Annotated in this window: 21 protein-coding genes; 12 read left to right on the top strand and 9 right to left on the bottom strand. The window is 53.3% G+C overall.

Translation table 11 applies throughout. The features are described 5' to 3' along the window. Positions 1-18: 18 nt before the first annotated feature. Positions 19-1080, bottom strand: coding sequence for a Gfo/Idh/MocA family protein (locus tag HG66A1_RS19845; RefSeq protein WP_145042093.1), 1062 nt, complete (start codon positions 1078-1080; stop codon positions 19-21). Positions 1081-1706: 626 nt separating this feature from the next. Between HG66A1_RS19845 and HG66A1_RS19840 the strand changes: the two genes are divergently transcribed. The 8 genes from HG66A1_RS19840 (at position 1707) to HG66A1_RS19810 (ending at position 8824) form a co-directional block, all read left to right on the top strand. Next, positions 1707-1910: a carbon storage regulator gene (locus tag HG66A1_RS19840; RefSeq protein ID WP_145042092.1), complete on the top strand. Its 204-nt coding sequence runs from the start codon at positions 1707-1709 to the stop codon at positions 1908-1910. Positions 1911-2030: 120 nt separating this feature from the next. Further along, complete coding sequence (locus HG66A1_RS19835; protein ID WP_145187922.1) at positions 2031-2342, top strand: acylphosphatase; 312 nt, start codon at positions 2031-2033, stop codon at positions 2340-2342. Then, on the top strand, positions 2281-2664 hold the full coding sequence (locus HG66A1_RS32100; protein ID WP_197996697.1) for a hypothetical protein: 384 nt from the start codon (positions 2281-2283) through the stop codon (positions 2662-2664). The genes HG66A1_RS19835 and HG66A1_RS32100 overlap by 62 nt, the downstream gene beginning before the upstream one ends. 69 nt (positions 2665-2733) lie before the next feature. Next, positions 2734-3660 carry an ABC transporter permease gene (locus tag HG66A1_RS19830; protein ID WP_145187919.1) on the top strand — a complete coding sequence of 309 codons (927 nt, stop codon included), beginning with the start codon at positions 2734-2736 and terminating at the stop codon, positions 3658-3660. Between the two features lie 55 nt (positions 3661-3715). Next, positions 3716-5824: an ABC transporter ATP-binding protein gene (locus HG66A1_RS19825; protein ID WP_145187917.1), complete on the top strand. Its 2109-nt coding sequence runs from the start codon at positions 3716-3718 to the stop codon at positions 5822-5824. 15 nt (positions 5825-5839) lie between these two features. After that, positions 5840-6427 carry an HD domain-containing protein gene (locus tag HG66A1_RS19820; RefSeq protein WP_145187914.1) on the top strand — a complete coding sequence of 196 codons (588 nt, stop codon included), beginning with the start codon at positions 5840-5842 and terminating at the stop codon, positions 6425-6427. 150 nt (positions 6428-6577) lie between these two features. Continuing rightward, positions 6578-7201, top strand: a complete 624-nt coding sequence (locus tag HG66A1_RS19815; protein WP_145187911.1) for a DUF3124 domain-containing protein — start codon at positions 6578-6580, stop codon at positions 7199-7201. A gap of 54 nt (positions 7202-7255) precedes the next feature. Further along, positions 7256-8824 carry a sulfatase family protein gene (locus HG66A1_RS19810; RefSeq protein ID WP_145187909.1) on the top strand — a complete coding sequence of 523 codons (1569 nt, stop codon included), beginning with the start codon at positions 7256-7258 and terminating at the stop codon, positions 8822-8824. On the opposite strand, the gene HG66A1_RS19805 is transcribed toward HG66A1_RS19810, so the two are convergent. After that, the gene (locus tag HG66A1_RS19805; RefSeq protein ID WP_232106622.1) at positions 8825-10330 is read right to left on the bottom strand and encodes a sulfatase; all 1506 of its coding nucleotides are present in this window, start codon (positions 10328-10330) and stop codon (positions 8825-8827) included. A 191-nt stretch (positions 10331-10521) separates the two neighbouring features. Between HG66A1_RS19805 and HG66A1_RS19800 the strand changes: the two genes are divergently transcribed. After that, a complete protein-coding gene (locus HG66A1_RS19800; RefSeq protein WP_145187906.1) occupies positions 10522-11379 on the top strand; it encodes a deoxyribonuclease IV in 858 nt (285 codons plus the stop codon). 39 nt (positions 11380-11418) lie between these two features. On the opposite strand, the gene HG66A1_RS32095 is transcribed toward HG66A1_RS19800, so the two are convergent. Further along, positions 11419-11574: a hypothetical protein gene (locus HG66A1_RS32095; RefSeq protein WP_197996696.1), complete on the bottom strand. Its 156-nt coding sequence runs from the start codon at positions 11572-11574 to the stop codon at positions 11419-11421. Positions 11575-11595: 21 nt separating this feature from the next. Here HG66A1_RS32095 and HG66A1_RS19795 point away from each other — a divergent pair, with 21 nt between their 5' ends. Continuing rightward, on the top strand, positions 11596-13458 hold the full coding sequence (locus HG66A1_RS19795) for a hypothetical protein (protein ID WP_145187903.1): 1863 nt from the start codon (positions 11596-11598) through the stop codon (positions 13456-13458). Positions 13459-13557: 99 nt separating this feature from the next. Here the strand turns inward: HG66A1_RS19795 and HG66A1_RS19790 are convergent, their stop codons facing one another. Next, a complete protein-coding gene (locus HG66A1_RS19790; RefSeq protein ID WP_145187900.1) occupies positions 13558-13908 on the bottom strand; it encodes a PilZ domain-containing protein in 351 nt (116 codons plus the stop codon). Between the two features lie 523 nt (positions 13909-14431). Here HG66A1_RS19790 and HG66A1_RS19785 point away from each other — a divergent pair. Both HG66A1_RS19785 and HG66A1_RS19780 read left to right on the top strand, forming a co-directional pair. Next, positions 14432-16657 (top strand): efflux RND transporter permease subunit, encoded by a 2226-nt coding sequence (locus HG66A1_RS19785; RefSeq protein WP_145187897.1) that lies wholly within the window; start codon positions 14432-14434, stop codon positions 16655-16657. A gap of 258 nt (positions 16658-16915) precedes the next feature. Beyond that, positions 16916-18049 (top strand): SDR family oxidoreductase, encoded by a 1134-nt coding sequence (locus HG66A1_RS19780; RefSeq protein ID WP_145187894.1) that lies wholly within the window; start codon positions 16916-16918, stop codon positions 18047-18049. Here HG66A1_RS19780 and nusB read toward each other — a convergent pair. From nusB to polA, 5 genes are all read right to left on the bottom strand, one after another. Beyond that, positions 18042-18557 carry a transcription antitermination factor NusB gene (gene nusB, locus HG66A1_RS19775; protein WP_145042079.1) on the bottom strand — a complete coding sequence of 172 codons (516 nt, stop codon included), beginning with the start codon at positions 18555-18557 and terminating at the stop codon, positions 18042-18044. The genes HG66A1_RS19780 and nusB overlap by 8 nt on opposite strands. A 72-nt stretch (positions 18558-18629) precedes the next feature. Further along, positions 18630-19118, bottom strand: coding sequence for a 6,7-dimethyl-8-ribityllumazine synthase (ribH, locus tag HG66A1_RS19770; protein ID WP_145042078.1), 489 nt, complete (start codon positions 19116-19118; stop codon positions 18630-18632). A gap of 89 nt (positions 19119-19207) precedes the next feature. After that, positions 19208-20641 (bottom strand): transcription termination factor Rho, encoded by a 1434-nt coding sequence (gene rho / locus HG66A1_RS19765; RefSeq protein ID WP_145187891.1) that lies wholly within the window; start codon positions 20639-20641, stop codon positions 19208-19210. A gap of 228 nt (positions 20642-20869) precedes the next feature. Continuing rightward, entirely contained in the window at positions 20870-21517 is a 648-nt protein-coding gene (coaE, locus tag HG66A1_RS19760; RefSeq protein WP_145187888.1) for a dephospho-CoA kinase, read from the bottom strand. A gap of 315 nt (positions 21518-21832) precedes the next feature. After that, positions 21833-24529: a DNA polymerase I gene (gene polA, locus HG66A1_RS19755; RefSeq protein WP_145187885.1), complete on the bottom strand. Its 2697-nt coding sequence runs from the start codon at positions 24527-24529 to the stop codon at positions 21833-21835. Positions 24530-24995: the final 466 nt, after the last annotated feature.

Genomic DNA, 24995 nt, shown 5'->3' with positions numbered 1-24995 from the left:
CAACAGCTGAAGTGACACTTATTTGACAGGAATGGATCGCCCTGTCTGAATACTTTTTGCTTCCGCGTAGCAGATTTTCAGAGCATCGCGGGCCAGGGCGCCGGAGAGTGCCTCGGGTTCTTCACCCGACTGAATCGCATTGACGGCTGCCTGCAGTTCCAGCGTGAAGGCGGCACACCATTCGTTGCCCCCTTTGAGTTTTGGATGTTTCAGCTGACCGGATTTGGTGATCAATGTCAGTGGCTGGCTGACAACCCATTCCTTATTTTTGCCGACACCCATGGTTCCGGCTCCGAAGAGAACGGTGGCTTCTTCGAAGTAGAGTTCAAAGCCGTGGGCGAATTCGAGGCCGCGCGTCGCAATGCCACCGCTGACACAACTGATTGCCAGGTTCGGGTCTTCATAGTCATAAACGGTATGCACGTGGTTGATGTATCCCTTGTTTTCGATACCGCGAGAGGTCACTTTCTGGGGAACGCCACACATCAGGCTGATCAGGTGGTTGTCATGAATGTGCAGGTCGATGCCCCAGCCACCCAGTTTCTGGAAGTCTTCAATATTCTCTGACCATTTGGGAGGAGCCATCACACGGCGGAAGTGTGCGGCCAGCAGTTTTCCATATTTCTGGCTGCGAACACATTCAACGGCAAACTGAAATTCCGGGAAGAAGGGAAGAACCTGGGCGACCATGAACTGTACGCCCGCTTTTTCGGCAGCCTTCACCATCCGGTTGGCGGCCTTGAGGTCGATGGCTATCGGCTTTTCTACCAGTGTGTGTTTGCCGGCCTGGATGGAATCCATGGCGACTTTTTCATGCATTTCGGTGGGAAGACAGATATCGACCAGATCAATATCGGGGTCTGCCAGCAGTTCATGGTAATCACTGTACTGTTTTACCTTAGAGAGATCGACCTGACCTCCGCGGGGACCGAAGTTGCCTTCGATACTGCTCCAGTCGCCAGACAGTTTCTTGGGATCGCGCGTTGAGATCGCAGTGACCTTGGCTCCTTTGAGCTTTTTGGCTCCTTCGTAGTGAGCCATTCCCATAAAACCGACGCCGATTATTCCGATACGAACCATGATGTTCCCCTGATAGCGAGGCAGAAATTCTGAGTTAGTTAATACTGTTGCTAAAGACTGACGATCAAAGTGGGAATCGTCAAGCGGGTCCCCGCTGCTTTTCCGTCTTCTTTTGCATCTGCATTCACCGCCGCCATCCGGTAACCGGCTGAGAGGAGAGAAAGAAATTATGAAATTCTTTACCAGCGCGCGGACCGGTTTTCAGTAGAATCTGCGGCGTCCACTATATTGGAAATTGACTGCGGGCTGGGCACCGGTCAGCGGGCTGAGAGGAAATTGTCTGGTTATGAGAGCTCTGACGATGGCAGTGGTTGTGCCTGTTTATTGTGCAGGGGTGGCTGTGCCTGGTTTTCGGGCACGATTTTGGGTAAAATGAGTGGTTTTGGGGCGGTTTTTGGCGGTTGTGCGGGTCGTGACGTTATTTTTCAGTCTGGGCTGGACATGATAATTCAAAAGCTGTTATCATACTGATGTCGACATCGTAGTGATGGCAGTTTGCTGGCTGGTTTCAGTGAATTGTCGAGATGAGTACTCTTGAACTACCCTCATCCTGCACAATGCTTTCGACCTTCCTGGAAGGTTACAGGGAAGTATGAGGGAACAGAAAACGAAGGATTCGAAAAGAAATGCTTGTATTATCACGTAAGCCCGGCGAGCGGATTCGGATTGGCGATGACGTAACCCTGACGATTGTTCGAATTGGTCCCAATTCCGTGCGATTAGGAATTGATGCTCCGCGCAGCATGAGCATTGTTCGCGAAGAATTGTGTATCGACTTTTCAGACTTGCCGGAATCAGGCCAGCTGACTGAAGAGCCTTCTTCGCATTAAAACAGTACGACCGAAGTCTCTATTCATTTCTCAGGGCTAAAAGTCCCTTCTGATCGTACTGTCTCCGATCAATGTTTTTCGCTCATTAATTACGGTCTCTTGATAGAGAGGATATCGGCCATGTGTGCTGATCCTCATCAATCCGGTTCATCGACGGACTTGATCTGTCTGCGCGTGATCTATGCGGGGCGGGTGCAGGGCGTCGGGTTTCGATATCGCACAACTCAACTGGCGGAGCGTTACCCTGTTACCGGATTCGTCAAAAATCTGTCTGATGGAACAGTGGAACTGGTCGCGCAGGCCCATGATCAGTCAGTACTCGATCGGTTTTTCGATGATATGATGCTGACATTCGCAACGAATGTGACGGATGTATCGATTCAAGGGGCCCCGGCCGATTCTGATCGTCAAAGTTTCACCATCGAATATTGAGCGCTCCGATCCCTGCTGGATCACCAACACGCCAGGTTTCGATCAGTCAAAACCCGCTTTGCTGTTCAACAGGAGCAGACTCCCCCTCACCATTTGCCGTGAGCATGGCAGCAATTTGGCAAGTTATAGCGAAGCTGCCTGTCAGATTGGGGAAAACGCGGGGCGTTTGGGTCTGTTTTCTTTACTTTCGCCACCGGTTCTCGGTAAAGTAGCTGTTGCTTTCCGACGATGGTCTGCGAATTCTGAATTCTCTTTCTTTTTTCAGAAGTTCAAAAATAAAACCAACATCGGAGCAGACTTCATTCGTATGATGCAAGTGTAGTTGCGCACTCAGGTGTCAGCTGCGGGCACTGACTTTTTGATGCATTATTTTAAAGACGGTACATAAACAATGGGAAACCTGCTGGTATTGGCTGCTGAGACGACAAATCTGACAGTGCAATGGTGGATTACCGGAATCGGAGTGGCAATCTATTTTGTACTCCTGTTCGGTGTGACTTCGATGACCCAGGCGGGTGTAATCGCCAGGGCGACCACGAAGGAAGCCATTCGCCAGCCCGTGTTCCTCTTGCTGATGGCTCTCGGTTTAATTCTGCTGCTGTTAAATACGTTTCTCCCGTTCTTTTCGATGGGGGATGACGTCAAGATGCTGATGGACTGTGGTCTGGCCACGATCCTGATCTGCAGTCTGTTGCTGGCCGTGTGGTCGGCAAGTACCAGTATCGCTGATGAAATTGAAGGTAAGACGGCCATGACGCTGTTGTCGAAGCCGATCAATCGCCGTCAGTTTATCGTCGGGAAATACCTGGGAATTCTGAAGGCCGTCGTCTGGCTGATGTTGCCCATGGTGATCACCTTCCTGCTGCTGGTTTACTTCAAAGTCGGCTATGATGCCCGCGAAGCGGCCCAGGAACCGCCAACGCACGCCGAGCGGATGGCTGCGGTCTGGCTGATTCTGCCCGGGATTCTGCTGATCTATATGGAAGTCGCCATTCTGGCCGCCATCAGCGTGGCGATCTCGACGCGTCTGCCCATGATGGTCAACATGATTATCTGTTTCGGCGTCTATATCATTGGCCACCTCACTCCCAATCTGGTTCAGGCCAAGGCAGAGGGGCTGGAATTCGTGAAGTTTACCGGGCAGCTGATTGCTACGATTCTGCCCAACCTGGATAACTTCAATATGTCACCTGCGGTTGCAACGGGAACCGTGGTTCCACCAGTCTATATCGGTCATTCCGCATTAAGCTGTCTGCTCTATTCCGGAATTGCGATTCTGGTTGCCTTCATCCTTTTCGAAGACCGGGACCTTGCCTGACAGACAGGGGACAGGCCTTTTAATTTAATCACTTAAAACAGATTCGGTGGGTCCTGTGTCAAATCGTCAGCCCAACGCATTCCATCGCGCGTTCCCCGCGCGGGAGTTTTTTCGTGGGTCTGCCAGATCCGTTGTGTTCTGGTCGTTCATCAATGGCCTCTTGCTGGCGTTTCTGCTCATCCTGTTTTTTCTGATCCTGGATCTGCTGGATCATCGTGGGCGGATTTCGGTGCAGGGGGTAGAGCGGGTTCAGCAACTGCAGGAAATCCTGGCCAGTCCCGAACCCGAAGCATCTGTTGAAACCGCAGAACCATCCGAAGAACCGGCTGAGCCGAAAGCCGATACCGACGAAGTTGCTGCCGCGGAAGAAAAGCCCGCGCCTGAACCGGAGCCGAAAGCGGCTCCCGCGGCCGAAAAATCAACGACGACCCCAGATCGTTTGGTCCTTTCTGATACGGGGATTCTGCCCTCTGTCTGGTGGACGCATTCCAAATACCATCTGGGGATCATGAAAAGCGTGTATCAGCGCGTCCCCTTGCTGCAGCAGAATCAGTCCGCGTTATTCACACTGATTTTAGTCGCGCTGGTCGTGGCCAGCATTCGTGTATTGATCCGCTGGCGATGCAGATTGCGGAGCCTGAAGGTTTCCCATCATATTTCGACAACGTTACGCAATATGATTCATCGCCAGGCGCTCCGCCTGGGTCCCGGCGATCTGTCAGGGAAAGAGACCGATCAGGCGTTTCACCTGTTCATTCAGGATGTGGGAACCGTCCAGAACGGCGTCTTCCACTGGGTCTACGGTCTGACGCGTCATACTGTGACGCTGGCGATTCTGCTGTTGATTGCCGTTTCCATCGACTGGCGATTAACGTTGCAGTGCATCATTCCACTGGCCGCAGCCTGGTATTTTCTGATGCAGCATCGCAAGGATTACGATTTACAGCATGCCAGAACACTGGTCACCATCGACACCGAACTTTCCCTGCTGGCTGAAAATCTGCGGAGCACACGCCTGGTCCGTGGCTATGGAATGGAAAACCCGGAGCATGAACAGTTTCAGAAGCACCTGGCGAAATACACCGAAAACCTGGAGAAGCTGAAACGCGTTGAAGGCTGGGGACATCGTATCGCCCGGGGCCTGGCCGTCTTCTGTTCGTGCCTGGTTGTCTTTCTGGTGGGGTATAAAGTCCTCGTAAACCCGGATAGCCTGCCGCTCTCTGCTGCGGTGCTGGTGGTGGGAATCTTCGGCTTCTTCTACCTGCCGGTCAATGGTTTGCATGAACTGTTCCGTGTGCGCGAAGAATCCACTGTGGCTGCCAGTTCAATTTATCGTTATCTGAACCTGATCCCCGAAGTCGGACAGGCCGTCGGAGCGAAATTTCTGGAGCCGATGTCGACGGCACTGCAGTTCGAAAACGTCACTTACAGTCTCACGCCTGGTTCGCCTCCGATTTTGAAGGGCTTTGATCTGAAAATTCCCGCGGGTACGACAACCGCACTGGTCTCACTGGAGAAGCTCGCCCCGCGCGCTGTCAGTTTCCTGGTACCTCGCTTTATTGAGCCCCGCTCGGGCCGGGTCCTGATCGACGGCGAAGACACAGCGTGGGTGACCCTGGAGTCTCTGCGGGCGGAAGCGATTTTTGTGAGCGGGAACGATCCCTGTCTCACCGGAACCGTCAAGGACAACATCCGCTGTGGCGATGAACGGTATTCGCTGCAGGAAGTCATTGCGGCTTCAAAAGAATCACACGCACATCAGTTTATCCAGGGGCTGCCTCAGGGTTACGAAACCGTGCTGGGGCAGCACGGGGAAGATCTGACAACGGGTGAGTGTTTCCGGTTAGGTCTGGCCCGCGCCCTGTTGCGAAAGCCGGCTCTGATGATCATCGAAGAACCGGAAGGGCCGCTCGACGAAGATACCAAAACGCTGCTCGAAGATGCCTACTCCCGGATTTTCCAGAACCGGACCGTACTGGTCATCCCTTCCCGCATCACGACCCTGCGACGCGTTGATCAGGTTGTCGTGATTCACGAAGGCAAAGTGGAAGCGGTCGACAGTCAATCGAACCTGTTGAAGAAATCCGCCCTGTATCGTCACTGGGAGTACACGCGATTTAACCAGTTCCGGCACTCACAGGATACTCCGATCGAACAACGTTAAACCAGAGTTTGCAGCATGGATACACTTCACTCTCCGGTAGTCGAGAACGCCATTCGAGTTGCCGCGGAAGCACATAAATCTCAAAAACGCAAGTCCTCCGGAATTCCTTACATCGCGCATCCGATGGGGGTCTGTCTGATCCTGGTGAAAGCCGGATTTCATGAGGAATCCATCCTGGCAGCTGCCGCCCTGCATGATGTGGTCGAAGACACTGCGCTGACTTTTGAGGATCTGGAGGGAACCTTTTCAGATGAGGTCCTGCAGTACGTCAGGGAGATGACCGAAGAGAAAGAGACTCTGGAAGGCGCAAAGCGGAGCTGGCGCGATCGTAAGCGGGATCATATTGAAGTAATGCAGCAGGCATCACTCGGCGCGCGGGCGATTGAACTCGCGGACAAGCTGCATAATCTGGAAGCGATGCTGTTCGATCTGCAGACGGAAGACCGCGCTGAATTCTGGGGGCACTTCGGCGCCCCGCCGGAAGAGATTGTGCAGTATTATCATTCCATGATCGAGGCCGCCGGTCAGTCGGATGAACGACTGGTCCCGCTGGTAAAAAACTGCCTGTCTCGCCTGGATGAGTTACAGAAACATATGCCATAGTCGACACGGTCAGTCGGGGTGACTTTTCATGCTGACTGAGGTAGTGTTTAATACATCAGCCGACAGGAAGTGTCTCAATCCGTCTGAACCATATTTTTCAGGCGCGCTGCCGGAAATGAAATAATAATTGTCACAGGGGAAGCGTGTGCGATGGGAAATAAAGGCGAATATCCCGACTGGTTTTTGTGGTTGTGGGACAAATGGTTCGTCCTGTTTCTCTTGCTGGGAGTCGTGACCTTAGTGCTGATCGCGGGGGCAGTGTACCTCGATACCCGCTTCGAACGCTTTGAACACGAATTGAAGTTCATACCGCCGCCTAGCTATGAACCGCCTGATCTCGCGGAATACCAGGCGGGCGAAATCGACTCAGAAAAAATGACGCGCAGCGGTTCGATCTATGCCCCCTGTTATTCTCACATCTATTATCATGGCGGTTCGCCGTTGCTTCTGGAAACGACTCTGAGTATCCGGAACATCAATCAGGATCAGCCGGTCTACCTCACCGGAGTCAAGTATGTCGATACTGACGGGGAGTCGATTAAGGTCTATCTGGACCAGCCTATCAAGCTTGCTCCGTTTCAGACGATTGAATTCCTGGTGGAAGAAAAAGACAGCACGGGAGGCTCCGGTGCGAATTTTCTCGTGAACTGGATGGCCGAGGAGCAGGTTGCACCGCCGCTGGTTGAATCCGTCATGGTGGGGGCTTCCGGTTCGCGGGCAATCGCCTTCACGCGGAGTGGTGTGCCGATTCCTGCTGCTCAAACGGGAGAATAAAACCGCCCCAAATCCCGGATTCATTTTTAATTCACTGTCATTGAAAGTGCTCTCATGTCATTTCGAATCTTCTCACTGCTGACGCTGTTCCTGGTTTGCCTCCTGCACGGTCATTCTCAGCTCCGGGCCGAAAAACCTAATGTGATCGTAATCATGGCCGATGACCTCGGGTACGGGGATGTTTCCTGTTATGGCGCGACAGCACTGAAGACACCTCACATCGATCAACTGGCAGCCGACGGACAGCGGTTTACCAGCGGATACTGTTCCGCTTCGACATGCACGCCGACCCGCTATTCGTTCCTGACCGGGACCTATGCCTTTCGGGGAAAGCGGACCGGGATTGCGCCACCAAATGCACCGGCCATCATTAAGCCGGGAACAGAGACCGTCGCTTCTTTGTTGAAACGTGCCGGCTATACCACGGCCGTTATCGGTAAGTGGCACCTCGGGCTTGGGGGAGAAGCAGGACCAGACTGGAACGGAGATTTGAAACCGGGGCCACTGGAGATCGGTTTTGATACCTGCTTCCTGTTGCCGACAACCAATGACCGGGTTCCCCAGGTTTATGTGAAAGATCACCGGGTTCTCAATCTCGATCCGGCAGATCCTCTCTGGGTGGGAAATAAGAAGCCGAGCCCCGATCATCCGACCGGCCTCACACACCGTGATACGCTCAAGATGGACTGGTCTCACGGGCATAACTCAACGATTCACAATGGAATCAGCCGCATCGGCTTTTATACAGGCGGGCATGCGGCTCGTTTCCGCGATGAGGATCTGGCTGATAAGTGGGTTGAGAAATCGGTCGAATTTATCGAAGCTAACAAAGATCAGCCTTTCTTCCTGTTCTTCGCCTCGCACGATATTCACGTCCCGCGCATGCCTCATGAACGTTTTCAGGGAAAAACATCACTCGGATATCGCGGCGATTCGATTATTCAGCTCGACTGGTGTGTGGGTGAGCTGATGAAAACACTCGATCGTCTCCAGCTGGCTGAGAACACGCTCGTCGTATTCTGTTCCGATAACGGCCCTGTGATGGATGATGGTTACAAAGATGGCGCGTTGGAGAAAGTCGGAGATCACCGCGCGGCCGGACCATATTCCGGGGGCAAGTACAGCGTCTATGAAGGGGGAACCCGAACACCCTTTATTACCCGCTGGAAAGGGCATATCCCGCCTGGTGTCAGTGATGAGCTGGTCTGTACCATCGATTTGCCAGCCAGCCTGGCAACATTGACCGGACAGAAACTGCCCCAGGATGCCTGTCGCGACAGCTTCAATGTGCTGGATGCGTTGCTGGGGAAAGCGGATGCTGCAGGACGCGCGCATCTCGTGCAACAGAACAACGGGAACAACGGCACGTATGCTTTGCGGGTCGGGAAATGGAAATTACAACGGTACGACAAACAGACCGCCCGCAATATCATCGTCGAGCAGCAGCTGTCAAACACCAAAGTCCCCCAATATCAGTTGTTTGATCTGGAGCAGGATCCTGCGGAAAAGCAGAACGTCATCCAGGCACATCCGGAACTTGCACAGCGGTTGAAAAAACAGCTGGCCGATCTGATTGAGCAGGGGAGCAGCCGACCCGGTGCCGTTGCACCTGTAGAGAAATAATCAAAACAGGGCCGGCTTCATCTGCGAATTCAGTTCGTTCCAGCGGGTGAGCAGTTCCTGCAGTTTGTCCTGCCGCTCACTGGCGAGATTGGTCTGTTCCGACAGATCCTCTGTGATGTGGTACAGCTCCCAGTCTTTGATGTCGGCTTTGCCCCGCATTTTGACAATTTTCCAGTCCCCCAGTCGGAGTGCAGCTCGCTTGCCCTGACGCCAGAAAAACGCGTGATGCGGCGTGCCCTCTTTTTCTTTCAACAGGTACGGCATCAGGTTTTCACCATCCAGGTCGTCCGGCAGCGGTGCGCCAGAGAGAACTGCCGACGTGCTGAAAAGATCCATACTGCTGACTGGCTGCGAATAGGTTTGGCCAGCAGGCAGCTTGCCTGTCCAGCGCATCAGAAAGGGAACCCGCAGTCCTCCTTCATACATGGATCCCTTCTCGCCCCTCAGAGGCAGATTACTGGAAGTGAGTTCGCGCGTCGGACCTCCGTTGTCACTCAGAAAGACAATCAACGTGTTGCGATCCAGTTTGGCTTTTCGGACCTGCTTCAGAATCTGACCGACACTTTGATCCAGGGAAGCAAGCATGGCGGCAAAGATGCGTCGGTGGACATCATCAATGTTTTGAAAACTCTGCATGTCCGCCTGTTTCCCCTGCAGAGGACTGTGAACCGCGTTATACGCCAGGTAGAGAAAAAAGGGTTTGTCCTGGTGGCGATCGATAAAGCTGACCGCTTCCCGCGTAAACGCATCGGTCAGGTATTCCGGTTCCACAACCGGTTGTCCGCCGCGAATGATGGGGTTGTTAGCGTCGTAATCGGGTTCATCGTATCCCATGTGCGTTGAGTAAATCAGCTGACCTCCGATCCAGCGGCCCTTGCTTCCACCGGGAAGTGTCTTGCGACGCAGCATGGTGGTCACACCCTGATACGGCGGCGGGACGAAGTAGTGTCCTTCGTGCATGAAGCCGAAGAATTCGTCGAATCCATGGCGGTAGGGATGATAGTCGGCAGCGCCCCCCAGATGCCATTTTCCGATCAGGCCGGTCGTGTAACCCTGGTCGTGCAGAAGTTCGGCCAGCGTCTGCTCTGCAGGAGGCAGGCCCGTACCTGGATCTTCATTGCGGGCACCGATGGGATTGAATTCATAACCGAAGCGAGTCGGTATTTTACCCGTCAGCAGGCCGGCCCGTGACGGACTACAGTTGGGCGCGGTGACATAAGCCTGTGTAAAACGAATTCCTTCTTGCGCCAGTGAGTCGATATGAGGCGTGGGAATCTGCGGATTTCCCTGGCAACCCAGTTCTCCGTAACCCAGGTCATCGGCGAGTAGGATGATGATGTTGGGCTGTTCTGCAGCTCGCAGGGAGGAAATTTTTGCCAGGGGGGACAGGATGAAACAGAGCAGAAACAGGGAGACGATCAGACGCATGCTGGTTTCCTCTTCGATGAGCGAATCGATTTGAATACACAGGGCCGTTTCCGGGACCGGAGTGAAACAGCGGCTCATCGATTGTAACGCTTCGGGAAACTGCTGCCCATGAAATCCTGATTGAATTGGTGAAATACGAGTGTGAATGGGGCATCGCTGGAAGGGATCGCTTCGAACGCCTATACTGCAGGTTCGCTGATGAAAGCGATCCCGTCCGCAAGCGAGACCGGGCGCAGCGAAGAATATCACCATAATCCGGAAAGAGAATCATGCCATTACTGGGAGCACATCAGTCGATTGCTGGTGGATATTATAAAGCCGTGGATCTGGCTGCTGAATTTGAAATGGACTGCGTGCAGATCTTCACCAAGAACAACAACCAGTGGCGGGCCAAGCCTCTGACGGATAAAGATGTGGCTCTGTTCCAAGAGCATCTGGAGTCGACGGGCGTGAGTCGTCCCTGCTCGCATATGAGCTATCTGATTAATCTCGCCAGTCCCAAAGATGAACTCTGGAACAAATCGATCGATGCCGTCGTTGTGGAACTGGAACGAGCGGAAGCCCTCGGACTGGAAGGGGCCGTGATGCATCCCGGCAGTTTCGTGACTTCCAGCGAAGAAGAGGGTCTGGACCGGATCGTGGCTGCCATCGATCAGATTCATGAGAAGACCGATGGCTTCCAGACCCAGATCTGGCTGGAGACCACCGCTGGCCAGGGATCGAATCTGGGACATCGCTTCGAACAACTGGCGTATCTGCTGGAGCAGGTCAAGGAAGGGGAGCGACTGGGGATCTGTGTTGATACCTGTCATATCTTTGCCGCCGGCTATCCTCTGATCGAAGCGGACGAATACCAGTCAACCATGCAGGAACTGGATAATGTGATCGGTTACGATCGCGTGCGGGCCTTCCATCTGAATGACAGCAAGTGTGAGTTTGGCAGTCGTAAAGACCGTCATGAAAACATCGGTAAAGGCTTCCTCGGACTGGAACCGTTTCGGCATCTGCTCAATGATCCGAATTTCCAGGACCGTCCGATGTATCTGGAAACTCCCAAGGATGAGGAAGACGGCGTGCCGCTGGATCAGATTAACATGCAGACCCTGCGTGGGTTATGCGAAGACTGAACGATTTTCTCAAAGACTGCTAAAATCCGAAATACCCTCTCATGCCATCAATTTCGCCCAGTCGATAAAGGGTAACAGGCGAAGTGTCGGGTGCTGTTGCGCGCCTGTGTCATGTCTCGCCTGCACCTCAACGCCCCATTGAGGCTGCTCCCCGCGACCCAGGCAGAGATCTCGTTCCCGTAACGATATCTGCATGCAGAAACAGGATTTTTCGTTGTGAAGATCGGTCTGTTAACACGAAAACTGACAACGGTTTATTTATTGCTGGCACTCTTCGGTTATCTGACCGTGGGATGTCTGCGCCAGCCTGCGGACGTGATCTCCCAGTCGAATCAGAAATCAGACAACCCGCTGATCACTGCCAGTAACAGCTCCAGCTTTAACTTTTTTGAGCAGAAAAAGAAAGTTTCTGTTCAAGAGAAGCCGGGCCGTGTGAAGCTGGGGGCGCCGACCTCAGTGCCGGAAGAGCAGATTGCTCAAGCGGAACACAAATCAGAGGCGATGCAACCGGGGCCAGTGAAAATCAGCCAGGCTGCCTTTGAGGATGCGGAACGCCAGCGACAGGAAGCAGAAGCAGCAGCTCAAAACAAACCAGTCAAACGCAGCCCTGCCGATACTGACGACTGGCGCTCGAAATCACTGATCGCTTCGGCCAGGAAATATCCCTCAAAGCTGATGGACGCCTGTCAGCAGAACTCCGAACGGATTCAACAGGCTTCCGGTTCGATCAGCAGGGAATTTTCTCAAGGGATTCGACGTCTGGCGGGAACCGCGCAGCCGGAATCCACTTTGCAGGAAAAAGCTGTCACACCGCAGGAACCTCCCCAGGAGGAACCAAATTTCGAACAAACGGCAGATGATGTTTTTCGATCGGACGAGCTCAGTCGCTATTTAGATCAGGCCGATCAGCAGCAGTCAGCTGATCCTCAGCTGAAACAACTTGGTCAGGAATTAGAGCGGGATCTGCAGCAGACGAATCCCGTCTTCGAAGATGTGTCACAGGAAATGCGAAGACTGCAGATCAGTTCGATCATGGAACGAGCCCGGCGTGAATTGAAACAGAAGAACTATGAATACGCCCAGTTCCTGGCGGAACAGGCCCTGGAAACCAGCTATCGCGGGCATGTCGCCTTTGGTCTGGATGAAGTCTCTCCACAGATGCTGTTGCAGCAGATCAAAGAAGAACTGGCAGCCCAGCAGCCGTCCGATTTAAAGCAGACAGGTCATTCCGAACCGCAGGTACAGTCTAACGGCGGTCAGAGAGTTCCTAACTTCCGTCCCTCAAGGGTTCATCCCTTGAAACGACGTGCTACACCTCCTCAGCAACCCGAACCAGTGAAAACGCGTCCTGTTCAACCGACTTCACCCGGTTCTGCGAGTGATGAGTTACCTCTGATCGTACCTCGTAACATGGGGACGACTCCTGTTCAGCCACAGCAGCCCGTCAGGCAGAAAAGTTCCGCAGGCAGTCTCTCTCTCGAACCTCCGAGTTTCGAACCAACTCTCGAGGCTCCCGAAGAATTGCCGCCGATCGAACAGCCGATTCAGCGCCGGGAACAGCCCGTACCGCAGGAACCGTCTGTCAAACTGGAACTGGAAGAAGTACCAGCCGAAGCGCCTGCTCGGATTGATTTGAAAGGGCCGGACCCCCAGGCTGCTCCTGTGCAGCCGTCTCAGACTGTTGAAAAACAGGACCAGAAGCCTGCTGCTGGGCCGGGGCCTCAGCTGATGCTGCCGAAACTGCCTTCTGTTCCCGGTGATCAGACGTCACAGACGGGGCGCCACCGCAGTACGCAGACGGCACCCGTAAAGTTTCGATCGCGGATTCAGGATCGTGGCGCGGAGCCATCTCCCTTTGTCGAGCAGAAACTGGAAGACGTTCAAGCGGAAGCAGGTCAGGCAGGCACGAGTCTGCAACTGGATGAGATTGAGTGGGACCTGGCAGAGCAGAAGCGTCCCGAAGTGAAAAGTGGCTGGGGAAGTCTGACAACCCTGTTACTGGTCGCAGGTGGGGTGATCATCTTTCTGCTGTCCGGGATCATTATCGTTCTGCTGCGGCGTGGAACCTCTGCTTCCTGATGGACTGATCACGTACTTCAGGTTTGGGTGAGAAAGCAGGCAGCAGTCGACCGCTCCTGCGAGCGGTCTCTTCTGATTGGATCAGGAATCAGCGTCTGCTTAGTTTTCCGGTTTGGTGAGAAACTCACCACCGCTGATGAACATACCGTTATCGCAAGGCGTGCACCACATGATCTTGACGCGGTATTCAAATTCACGCGTTTCGCTGGCCAGTTTGACGGTTACTTCGCCCGGATTGATCATCCCTTTGTGCAGCAGTCCAAGCCCCTGACGACTGATTTCACGAGTCATGGCTGAAATGGTATTCCCCCGTGAGGTTTTGATCTCTGCGGGTACGGAGAGTTCCAGGCGATCCACGTCACGGACATTGACGGCATCCTGATTACCGAAGCTGGCCAGTACGTGTTTCAGGTCCTCCATTGAAGGACGGCTCCATGGCGTTTCTTCCATTGAATTACTCCCGGGTTAGAAGTCTGTATTTTGATTTTGTATGTGGGTTCAGTTCTGACTGATATAGAAATATAGAATACAAATCACGAACAGTGCCTGATTTCATGCCAGATTAGAGAGTTTGCTCGAACAGAGAATCTGTAATTTGAGGGGAATGACTGAGCTCACCACAGTCGATCCTTGCGAACGGGGTAACCGCTGACTCTTGTGTGAGTCAGATCGATGACACCGGCTGTTTTGAATCTACCGGTTGTGACGGTATTTCACCCCTTGAAGGTACGAGTTATACCAGTCGTACGAAAGAAATCAGCTGATTCTGCTATACCGGCTGCCGTTTGGAAAAACCGTTTGACGCATTGTTTCAAGTCGGTTCGATATGAAATTGGGGTGGTCTCAGTAATCGATCATTTGACTGATGACTCAGCCGGGCCTGGATCCTGAGTTCAGAATAATGTTGATTACCAGGGGTGTGAGTACTTGAAATGGCTCGAGCAAGCGAAAGCAGATTGATCTACCAAATCTTATGATCTCATCTTTCTATCAAAAATACAGTCGTTGCCTGATCTGGGGTGTGTTCTGCACGCTGCCGATTCTGGCCTTCATGGCAGAGCTGCTGCCTTCCAACAATGATATCGAAACCTGGTTGCCCAAGGATTCGGATGTTCGCATTGTTTACGATCGCTTCAAGGCGGAGTTCGGTGCAGAAGAAGTCATTCTGGTGGCGGTAGAGAAGGGTTTGGATCAGCCGGCACTGATTGAAGGCACCGCAGGGCGGATCGAAACCTTAGCTTCCGTCAGAGAGTGCTGGACCCCCGATCGACTGAAAAATATTCTGAATGAGTTCCAGGTAGAACCAGCAGAGGTCAACCGTCGTCTGGACGGCCTGTTGATGAACAAGCAGCATAACATGGCCGGAATTCTGGTATTACTATCAGATGAGGGGATTAAAGACCGGGCAGGAACGGTCGCCGGGATTCGTGAAAAGCTGGAGTACAACCAGTTAACCGGACGTGAGGTCAAGCTGGCGGGAGCGCCGGTGGTGATTGCAGAACTGGATCGTCTGGGCAGTCAGAAATCCAATAAAAAGTTTTTCATCATCACGCTGCTGATCAGCCTGTGTCTCCTGTATTACTCCTTCCGCGAATGGAAGAAAACACTGGCCACACTGGGGCTGACGATCTGGGCCATCAACCTGACCACCGCTCTGATCTACCTGGGCGGCGGTGAGATGAACTTCATTCTTGGTGCCCTGTCGGTGATGGTGCTGGTATTCACGCTCGCCATTTCGATTCACGTGCATCATTATGTCGCCAGCTGTATCGATCAACCCGATCCCCTGTCTGCTGCACTCAAAATCGCCTGGAAACCCTGTTTTCTGGCGACCCTGACAACCACGATCGGCCTGTACTCGCTGACGATCAGCGAAATCGGACCAGTCACCCAGTTCGGCTATGCCGCCTCACTGGGAACGTTCGTCTCCCTGATTACCGGACTCGGGCTCACTCCCGCGGTGTTGACCATCTGGCCCATTGATCCGAAAACCATCCACGCCGCGGAATCCCGCTGGAACTTCCAGAAATGTGCCAACTGGTTGATCGATCATTCCGGACGCGTGTCGCTGGCGACAATCGTATTGGTGATGATTACCGGCGTAGGCTTGTTCAGTCTTAAAACGAAAATTGATCCACTCGATTTTCTGCCCGCGGAAGGACGAGTGATTCAGGATGTGAGATCCGTTCAGGAGAATCTGACCGAACTCGATTCCGTCGAAGCGATTGTCGATTTTGGCGATGACGACAAGCCATTTATCGAAAAAGTAGAGCGTGTTCGCGAGCTGGAAAAAGTGATCCAGCAGCATCCTGCTGTCAGGCACACCATGTCGCTGGCGAGCTTTTTCCCGAATCAGTTTCCCGAAAGTCCGTTTGAAACAGCCCGGCTGTTGTCAAAGGCGCAGTCGAAGCACGGAGAGAATGACTTTGTTTCTGATGGGGAACGGCTGTGGCGGATTTCCGCTCGCATCAGCAGCGATGCAGAGCTGCCTCAGGATCAGATTTACGATGAACTGTCGGCGATGATCAATGACCCGCAGGTCGTTCTGACCGGCGTGGCTCCGTTGTTAAGACGTGCTCAGAACCAGATCTTTACCGGCTTCTGGGAAAGCTTTTCGATGGCCTTTGTGATCATTACGATCGTGATGATTGTCTCACTGCGTTCCATCAAGGCGGGACTGGTGGCCATGGTTCCCAACCTGACGCCGATCTGCATCGTGTTCGGCATCCTGGGCTGGTACCAGATTCCGATCGACATCGGGATCATGATGACCGCCAGTATCGCGCTGGGCATCGCCGTCGACGGGACGTTCCACTTCCTGGTGCGATACCAGGAGCAGTTCCGTCTTTCCCGTAATTCGGCTCAGGCTTCCCGCGATTCCCTGCTGATGACCGGTGAACCGATCTTTACGGCTGCGGTGATTACCGGGGCCGGTATGCTGGCGTTAACGCTCAGCAACTTCGTGCCGACCGCGCGGTTTGGCTATATGATGACTTCACTGCTGGTGGCAGCACTGGTGGGAGATTTGATCCTGCTGCCCTGTCTGCTGGCCCTGCGACCACGGAATGTCGATCAGCCGGATGGATCTGATCACAAAGACAGTGGTGCCGAGACGGATGAGTCCCGGCCACGGAGTCCGCATTTTCTCAAGCAGTCGCAACAGGGAGCGAAAGATCAGTCAGACAAAGCAGTTGCATAGTTGATTTTAGTGCAATTGCCTGAATTCGTCGGTCAATCTCTTCGCTTTTCCGTACCCGTTGATTGATATATGAAGCCAGTTCATTATCATTGACTTTCCCCTGAAAAACAGCTTTTTTCTGTGTCGGCGGGGGACCGGTCTGCAGCGTTTCTGTGCTGCAGCGATGCCAGCTGGATAGGACCGGCCAGAAAACTGAGATAACAAACAGAGCTATTCAGCACTCTTTTTTTCAACTACAGGTTCATAGCGGAAATCAAAATGGGATACCATCTGATCACAGGTGCCACCGGCTTACTGGGAAGATACTTAATTCGAGATTTGTCCATGGCGGGAGTCCCGCTGGCGGTGCTGGTGCGACCTACCCGACGGATGACAGCAGACCAGCGGATCGACATGATCATGGGCTTCTGGGATGATCAGCTGGGCCGTGAACTGCCGCGACCTGTCGTGCTGGAAGGCAACATCAATGAAGAGAATCTGGGGTTAAGTGAAGAGGACCTGAAGTGGGCCACTGAGAATGTGGACTACATGATTCATTCCGCCGCCAGCCTCTCATTCTACAGCACCAGCCATGAAAGTGAGCCCTGGCGTTCCAATGTGGGCGGTGCAAAAAAAGTGCTGGAGTTCTGTAAAACCGCGGAAATCAAAAAGTTTGCTCACGTTTCGACTGCGTATGTCTGTGGTTTACGAACCGGTCGGATCATGGAATCCGACGTCGATGTGGGACAGGAATCAGGAAATGACTACGAGCGGAGCAAACTCGAAGCAGAACTGATGGTTCGCGGCTCCGATCAGTTTGAATCGCTGACCGTCTTCCGTCCGGCGATCATTATTGGCGATTCCAAAACCGGATTCACGAACACCTTCCACGGATTCTATGCCGCTCTGCAGCTGGGACACACCCTGATGCAGATGCAGTCCCGTGATGAAACGGGCCTGTTGTATGCCAGCTCCCGGTTCACTCTGAACGGTGATGAATCCAAGAACCTGATTCCCGTCGACTGGGTTTCCGCAGTGATGTCATACATCATTACGCATCCCAAGCATCATGGCAAAACGTACCATCTGACTCCGCTGCATCCGGTCCAGTCCCGCCTGGTGCACGATGTGCTTTCGACGGCCTGCAAGTTCTATGGTTCCCGGTTTGCAGGGGCTGGCGTGGAATTGACTGACCCCAATGAAGGGGAACGCTTGTTCTACGATCACATCCGGGTGTACAACTCTTACTGGCGCGATGACCCGGTCTTCGACAGTTCCAACACGCAAGAGGCGGCACCGCATCTGCCTTGTCCGCACGTGGATCGCGATCTGCTGCTGCATCTGTCGCAGGTGGCGATTGATATGAACTTCAGCTGGAACGATCGTACGCCCCACCGGTTCGGCGTTAAGTAGCCCAGGGGCTGCCCGGCTTTAGTGGAGGATCTTCCTCTTCGGGATCTTCTTCCACCGGTGGTTGAGGAGCGGGCTCAGTTGGCAGAGGAGGGGCGGCACGATTTTCGTCGTGTCGTCCGGGGACGAGCTTATCCAGGATCCCGTTAACGAACTGGGATGACTGAGCACTGCCGAATTCACGAGCCAGTTCGACGGCTTCATCGATAATGACTGCAGACGGTGTGTCGGTGTGCAGCAACTCGTAGGTTCCCAGTCGCAGGATGTTACGATCGGTGACTGCCATCCGCTTCAGGGACCAGTTCTCTGCGACGTGGACAATTTCCGCATCGATCTGCTGTTTGAATTCCATCACTCCGGTAAACAGTTCCCAGGCGAAAGCGCGAACTGTTTTGCTGCGACCATGCTCATCGATCATTGCGCGAATCTCTTCCGCAGTGATATCAGAGTTGAGGTCGATCTGGTAAAGCATTTGCACGACCAGCTGGCGTGCCTGTTTTCGGAGAGACATAGGGGTATCACAACTACAGTCTGGAGACAGAAAAATCCGGTTTGTCCGGGGAAGCGGATCAGGGCCTGAATATCAGGCGGATGGCTGATCCTGATCAATCGAGTCTAACAGATTGACCATCTCAATCGCGGCCAGAGCGGCTTCACTCCCTTTATTGCCGACTTTTCCACCGGCCCGATCCATGGCCTGTTCCATTGTTTCACAGGTTAAAACACCAAACAGAACGGGAATCCCGCTCTCCTGGCTGCTGCGCATGATGCCTGCAGCCACCTGATGATTGATGTAATCGTGGTGCATGGTGCTGCCCTGAATGACGGCACCGAGGCAGCAGACTGCCTGAAAGCGTCCACTTTTGGCCAGTTTATCAGCGACGAGCGGCAGCTCGAAGGAACCAGGCACCCAGTAGACAGAAATTTTCTCTTCGGAACCCCCGTGACGACGGAATGTTTCCAGTGCGCCATCCAGCAGACGGCGGGTAATCAGTTCATTCCAGCGGGATACAACAATTGCATAGTTCGCATCGCGGGCCAGCAGGTTGCCTTCAATCAGTTTGTGGTTCATCGAGGTCGTTATTTCAAATAGCCAGGTGGATAAAAATGACAGTTCCGGGAGAGTCAGCAGTCTGTTTTGAGACTACTTTAGATTGCTGATTATCCCAGGTTCATGCTCAGCAGAAATTCTTCGTTCGTTTTAGAACGTCGCATCCGGTTGGTCAACAGTTCCATCGCATCAACTGGATTCATATCGTTGAGAACCCGTCTGAGGATCCAGACGCGACGGAGTTCTTCTTCGTCCATCAGCAGTTCTTCGCGACGGGTACCCGACTTGTTGACATCGATGGCGGGCCAGATACGCTTTTCGACCATTCTACGGTCGAGGTGCAGTTCGGTGTTACCGGTCCCTTTGAATTCTTCGAAGATCACTTCATCCATGCGGCTGCCGGTATCGACAAGGGCGGTTGCAACGATTGTCAGGCTGCCCCCTTCTTCCACGTTACGGGCAGCACCGAAGAACCGTTTGGGGTGCTGCAGCGCGTTTGCGTCTACACCACCGGAGAGGATCTTACCAGAGTGCGGGACTTCGGTGTTCCAGGCACGGGCCAGGCGGGTGATGGAATCCAGGAAGATGACAACGTCTTCACCGTATTCCACCATGCGTTTGGCTTTTTCAATGACCATTTCCGAAACCTGAATGTGTCGGCTCGGCGGCTCGTCGAATGTACTGGAGACGACTTCGCAGCGGTCGCCGCCGACCTGTCGTTCCATGTCGGTGACCTCTTCCGGCCGCTCGTCAATCAGCAGGATGAACACGTACGCGCTGGGATGGCTGGCGAGAACGCACTTGGCCATCTCCTGCAGCATGACCGTTTTACCGGCACGTGGAGGTGATACGATCAAACCACGCTGTCCCATACCGACGGGGGCCACGAGATCGACAATGCGCGTGCTCAGGTTGCCGGCAGGTGAAGAGAGGCGGAGCCGTTCTTTAGGGTGCAGCGGGGTCAGGTCATCGAAGAAGACTTTGGTCGTGAGGATTTCGGGATCACAACCGTTGACCGCTTCGACTCGCAGCAGTGCGAAGTAACGTTCGTTTTCTTTGGGCGGACGAATCTGCCCCGCCACGATCGCACCGGTGCGTAATCCGAAGCGTCGGATCTGGCTGGGCGAGACGTAAATGTCGTCCGGGCAGGGGAGGTAGTGGTAATCGGGGCTGCGGAGGAAGCCGAAGCCGTCCGGCAGGATCTCGAGAGTTCCTTCGCCGAACATGAGACCGTTGACCTTGGTTCGTTCTTTCAGGATCTTGAAGATCAGGTCCTGTTTTTTGAGCCCGGTGTATTCCGTGAGGTTTTCTTCCTTGGCAAGCTGCATGAGTTCTTTCATGGTCAGCCGCTGCAGATCGGCGATGTGAATTTCGCTCTGCTTGATTTTTTCGTAGCGTTCATCTGCCGCTTTGGAGATGGCATCCGCGCGCTGATCGCGCGTCGCGGTTTTGCCCGCTTTACCGTTCGAGTCTAACCCGTCTATATTTTCTGAAGCCACAAGCCCGTCATTTTCAGAGGTCTGAAGTTTTATGGATTTGGCCATGATCAAATACTTTCCGAATTGCTAAATAGTGAGATGAAATCGAGTGGAGTTTCTGGGAGTAAAGCAGATGGGTTGAACGCGAAGAATTTTGAACCTCTGGAAAGGTCAGGTTACATTTGAAAAGGCATCAACTGGTTTCGGTTGAATCAGCGGCGAGTCAGCTGTCTCAGGTTGAAGACGAAATTATTATATGTGTCAGACTGAGGATGTGAATGGGATATCCTCAAATCATTGAATTGTCTCTTTTTCTGTTGGCAGTATTGAATCGATGAATCTGGATAATTGAAGACCTGCTGATTCCAGGTCCTGATCATTGTGAATCACGCTGGTTGCCAGTTTACGCTTTTCTGAGAGAGGCAACTGTTGATTCTCCCGTTTGCTTAATTCTGCTGCTGACCACCCTCGATTTTCAGTCACTCTGTGCAGGCGTTGCTCAAAGGGACACTCAATAAAAACGATGTGATCACACAGCTTTTGCCATCCCGCTTCCAGAATCACGGCGGCGTCTACCAGGATGGCATCAACCTGTCCTTCAGACCGGGCTGCCACAATTTCCTGTTCCAACCTCCGATGAATCTCGGGATGGACAATCTTTTCAAGTGCGTCTAATGCTTCCTGGTGTTGCTTTGTTTCTCCAAAAACGAGTCTGGCGAGTTCTTTACGTATTATTATCCCCTGTTCATTGAACACCACAGACCCGAAACGGGCTCGTATTTTCTGTTGAACTTCGGGGAAATCAAGTACTTCGTGTCCGATCTTGTCGGCATCGATGACTCTGATCGGTCGAAATGAATTTACTGTTTTGGCTACTGCACTTTTACCTGATCCGATTCCTCCAATCAGAGAAATCGTAGGGATGGCTTTATGACAAGACACAAGGTGGTTGTGCTAACTTGCAATGGTGGAAAATGGTTTTCTTACACATTCCTTTGCAACAGAAACGTACCACACAGGAGGCTTATGATTGCTGAATCCCTTAGCAACAGGTAGATGAGACACATAGGCGTGCATTAATATCGTTACCAATACCTGACTGGTTGTCAACAAAAAAAAGGAAAGTTCACTGTTTTCAGCTTAAAATTTATCCTTTCTTTACAAGACTGTTGAACTGCCGGATCAGCCCTTTTTGATGGGTGACAGTTTGTCGGGCCTATGCTCCGGAAAATGCTGGATTTTGCGAAGAATCAAGCCTCAGTCACTTCCCAGAGACGTCTGTTCCAGCCAGTTCAACCCGGACGACATATCGACGATCAGAGGCACCTCCAGATCCATGGCTGATTCCATCTCGCACTGTACAATTTCTCCCAGCGATTCCAGTTCGCCGACGGGTACTTCAAAGACCAGTTCGTCATGAATCTGCATCAGCATCCGGCCGGGATGTGCTTCGTCTTTGAGTCGCTGGCTGACGTTGATCATTGCCTGCTTGATCAGGTCGGCGGCTGATCCCTGAATAACGGTATTGATGGCGGTCCGTTCGGGCATATTCAACTGTTTCTGGACGCCGCCCCGCACGCCCTGGATCTCACGTTTTCTGCCACAGATGGTCGTGACATAATTCTTGCTCGCACAATCCTCCAGGATCTGATCCAGGAATTCCCGGACACCCTGGTAACGATCAAAGTAATCGTCGATGAAGCCGGCTGCTTCATTCTGAGGGATGCCGATCGCTTCGGATAGACCGAAGGGACTCTGGCCGTAAATCACACCGAAGTTCACCGCTTTGGCGGTCCGCCGCATGTCACTGTCGACGTCATCCAGGGTGACACGGAAGATGTCGGCGGCAACCGCGGTATGAATGTCAGCTCCTTCCCGGAAGGCCTGGCTGAGGGCCTCGTCCTGGCTGAGATGAGCCAGCACGCGGAGTTCGATCTGCGAATAGTCCGCACAGAGCAGCCGCCAGGTTTCGTCCTGCGGAATGAAGGCTTTACGGATCAGACGCCCTTCCGGTGTGCGGATCGGGATGTTCTGCAGGTTCGGGTCACTGGAACTCAGACGTCCGGTGGCGGCGACCACCTGGTTGAAGCTGGCGTGAATGCGTCCAGTTTCCGGATTGACCAGCCCGGGCAGGGCATCGAGGTAGGTACTCTTCAACTTGGAGAGGTGCCGGTGTTCGGTGATTTTCGCAGGCAGCTCGTGTAACGGGGCCAGCTTCTCCAATACACTCTGATCGGTACTGGGGCCGGTTTTGGTTTTCTTGATGACGGGCAGATTCAGCTCTTCGAACAGCACCGTGCGGAGCTGCAGCGGAGAGGCGATGTTGAATTCATGGCCGGCCAGTGAGTGGATCTCTTCGATGAGCGTTGTCAGTCTTACATCCAGCGCCTGGCTCTGCTGCTTGAGTTCATCGATGTCGACGCGAATGCCGGTGAATTCCATCTCGGCGAGAATCGGAATCAGCGGACGTTCCAGGTCCCAGTACAGGTCCCACAGGTTATGTTGCTGCAGTTCATCCTTGAGAATCCGGGAGAGTTGCCAGGCGATCTCGGCATCTTCGACCGCGTATTCAGCGACCTTGTCGATTTCGACTTCGAACATCTTTTTCTGCTGTTTTCCGGAGCCAATCAGTTCCGAAATGGGAATCATGGTGTGTTGCAGATAGCGTTCGGACAGCTTGTCCAGGCTGTGTCCCCGTTCGCCGGCATTGAGCAGGTAGGAAGCGACCATCGGGTCAATACTGACGCCCTGCAGAAAGACGCCGGCCCGCATCAGCACGACCATATCGTACTTGATGTTCTGATTCGTAATCTGAATCTCGGGGTCTTCCAGTAGTGGTTTGAGTTGGCTGAGTACCAGTTGAGGATCAAGGGCCGGCTGTCCTGGAGGACCTTCGACGGGAATGTAATAGCCGCTGTGCTTTTCCCAGCTGATGGCCCAGCCGACGATTTCCGCTTCGGCGGGTTTCAGTCCGGTGGTTTCCAGGTCGACGCAGAATTCGTCCTGTTCCTTGAGCAGTGCCACGAATTTCTCGAAGGCGGCTTTGGTATCAACAGTTTCCCGGATGCGTTCCTGCGGTTCGACTTCCTCTGGTTTGGTGAAGTCTTCTTTCATCTCCTCGGCGAAGCGACGGAAGCCGAAATCCATGAACAGCTCGCGCAGTCGTTCCCGGTCGGGATGTGTCAGGCGGGAGGCTTCCCAGTCAACGCTGAGGTCCAGGTTCTGATTCAGCGTCACCAGCTCGCGGGACATGCGGGCCTGGTCGGCGAATTCTTTCAGGTTCTGCTGCAGTTTGGGGCCTTTGGCTTTATCCGCATTGGCGAGCACCTCTTCCAGGGAACCGAACTGCTCGATCAGGGTTTGTGCCTTCTTGGGACCGACGAGGGGGACGCCGGGGATATTGTCGACGCTGTCTCCCACGAGTGACTGAAAATCGATGACCTGATCCGGTCGCACGCCCCAGTCGTCTTCGACGGCCTGGGCGTCCATGAACTTGTCTTTGCGAATGTTATAGAGTCGTACGGCTTCGTTAATCAGCTGGCGAGCATCCTTATCGTTGGTGACGATCACGGTATCGATGCCTTTTTCCCGGGCCTGGCGGGCAACGGTGGCAAAAACGTCATCAGCTTCCCAACCCGGACATTCGATAATCGGAACCTGAAATCCCCGTACGACATCCATGATGTGCGGAATCTGGGGCCGGAGGTCTTCCGGCATCTCGGTGCGATTCGCTTTGTATTCGGGATAAACATCATTCCGGGTGCCCGGTCCGCTGGAATCCATGGCGAAGATCAGGTAGTCGGGAGCCTGGCTCTTGATGATGTTCAAAATGTCCCGCGTAATGCCAAAGATGGCGTTAGTCGGTTGACCCGCAGGACTGGTCATGGCCGGCACAGCATGAAAAACCTGAAATACCAGAGAAAACGTATCAATGATGTAAAGTGTTTCTTTCATAAAGATTTAGCTTTACCTGAAATTTTGAAATGAGATAGCCGAAACTGGAAACATGAGGAGATTTTACGGGCCCCGCATGAGGACCTGCTGTTCGCGAATCTGCAGGAAATCGACTCGTGAGAGTCTCATTATTGGGGAGACAGTCGCGAATCGCCATGTACAGGCGGGCCGAAGTCGGAACTCAATGAAATCTTTTGTCAGTCAGACTGCGGGAACGCAGTTTACTGATACTTTGTGTAGCCTGGCAGGTGGGGCAAGCCTGCCGGTATATCGGAAACTGTTTATCGACAGAGGGGAGAGGTTCAGAGAAGCCGCTTGACACTGCTATTCCTGAACTTAGAATAATAGATAGCAGGACGCTGTTCTTCAGAATTCTCAGAACCACCTCTTCTGGTCTTCCTGCAGGCTGTCATGGCAGACGGCCGGGCATTGCTGAAGATAGTTTGACATATCGACCATCACCGCC

This window comes from Gimesia chilikensis, assembly GCF_007744075.1.
Classification (GTDB): Bacteria; Planctomycetota; Planctomycetia; order Planctomycetales; family Planctomycetaceae; genus Gimesia; species Gimesia chilikensis_A.
Note: the sequence above shows the minus strand (reverse complement) of the source record. Positions and strands in the feature narration are given on the sequence as shown.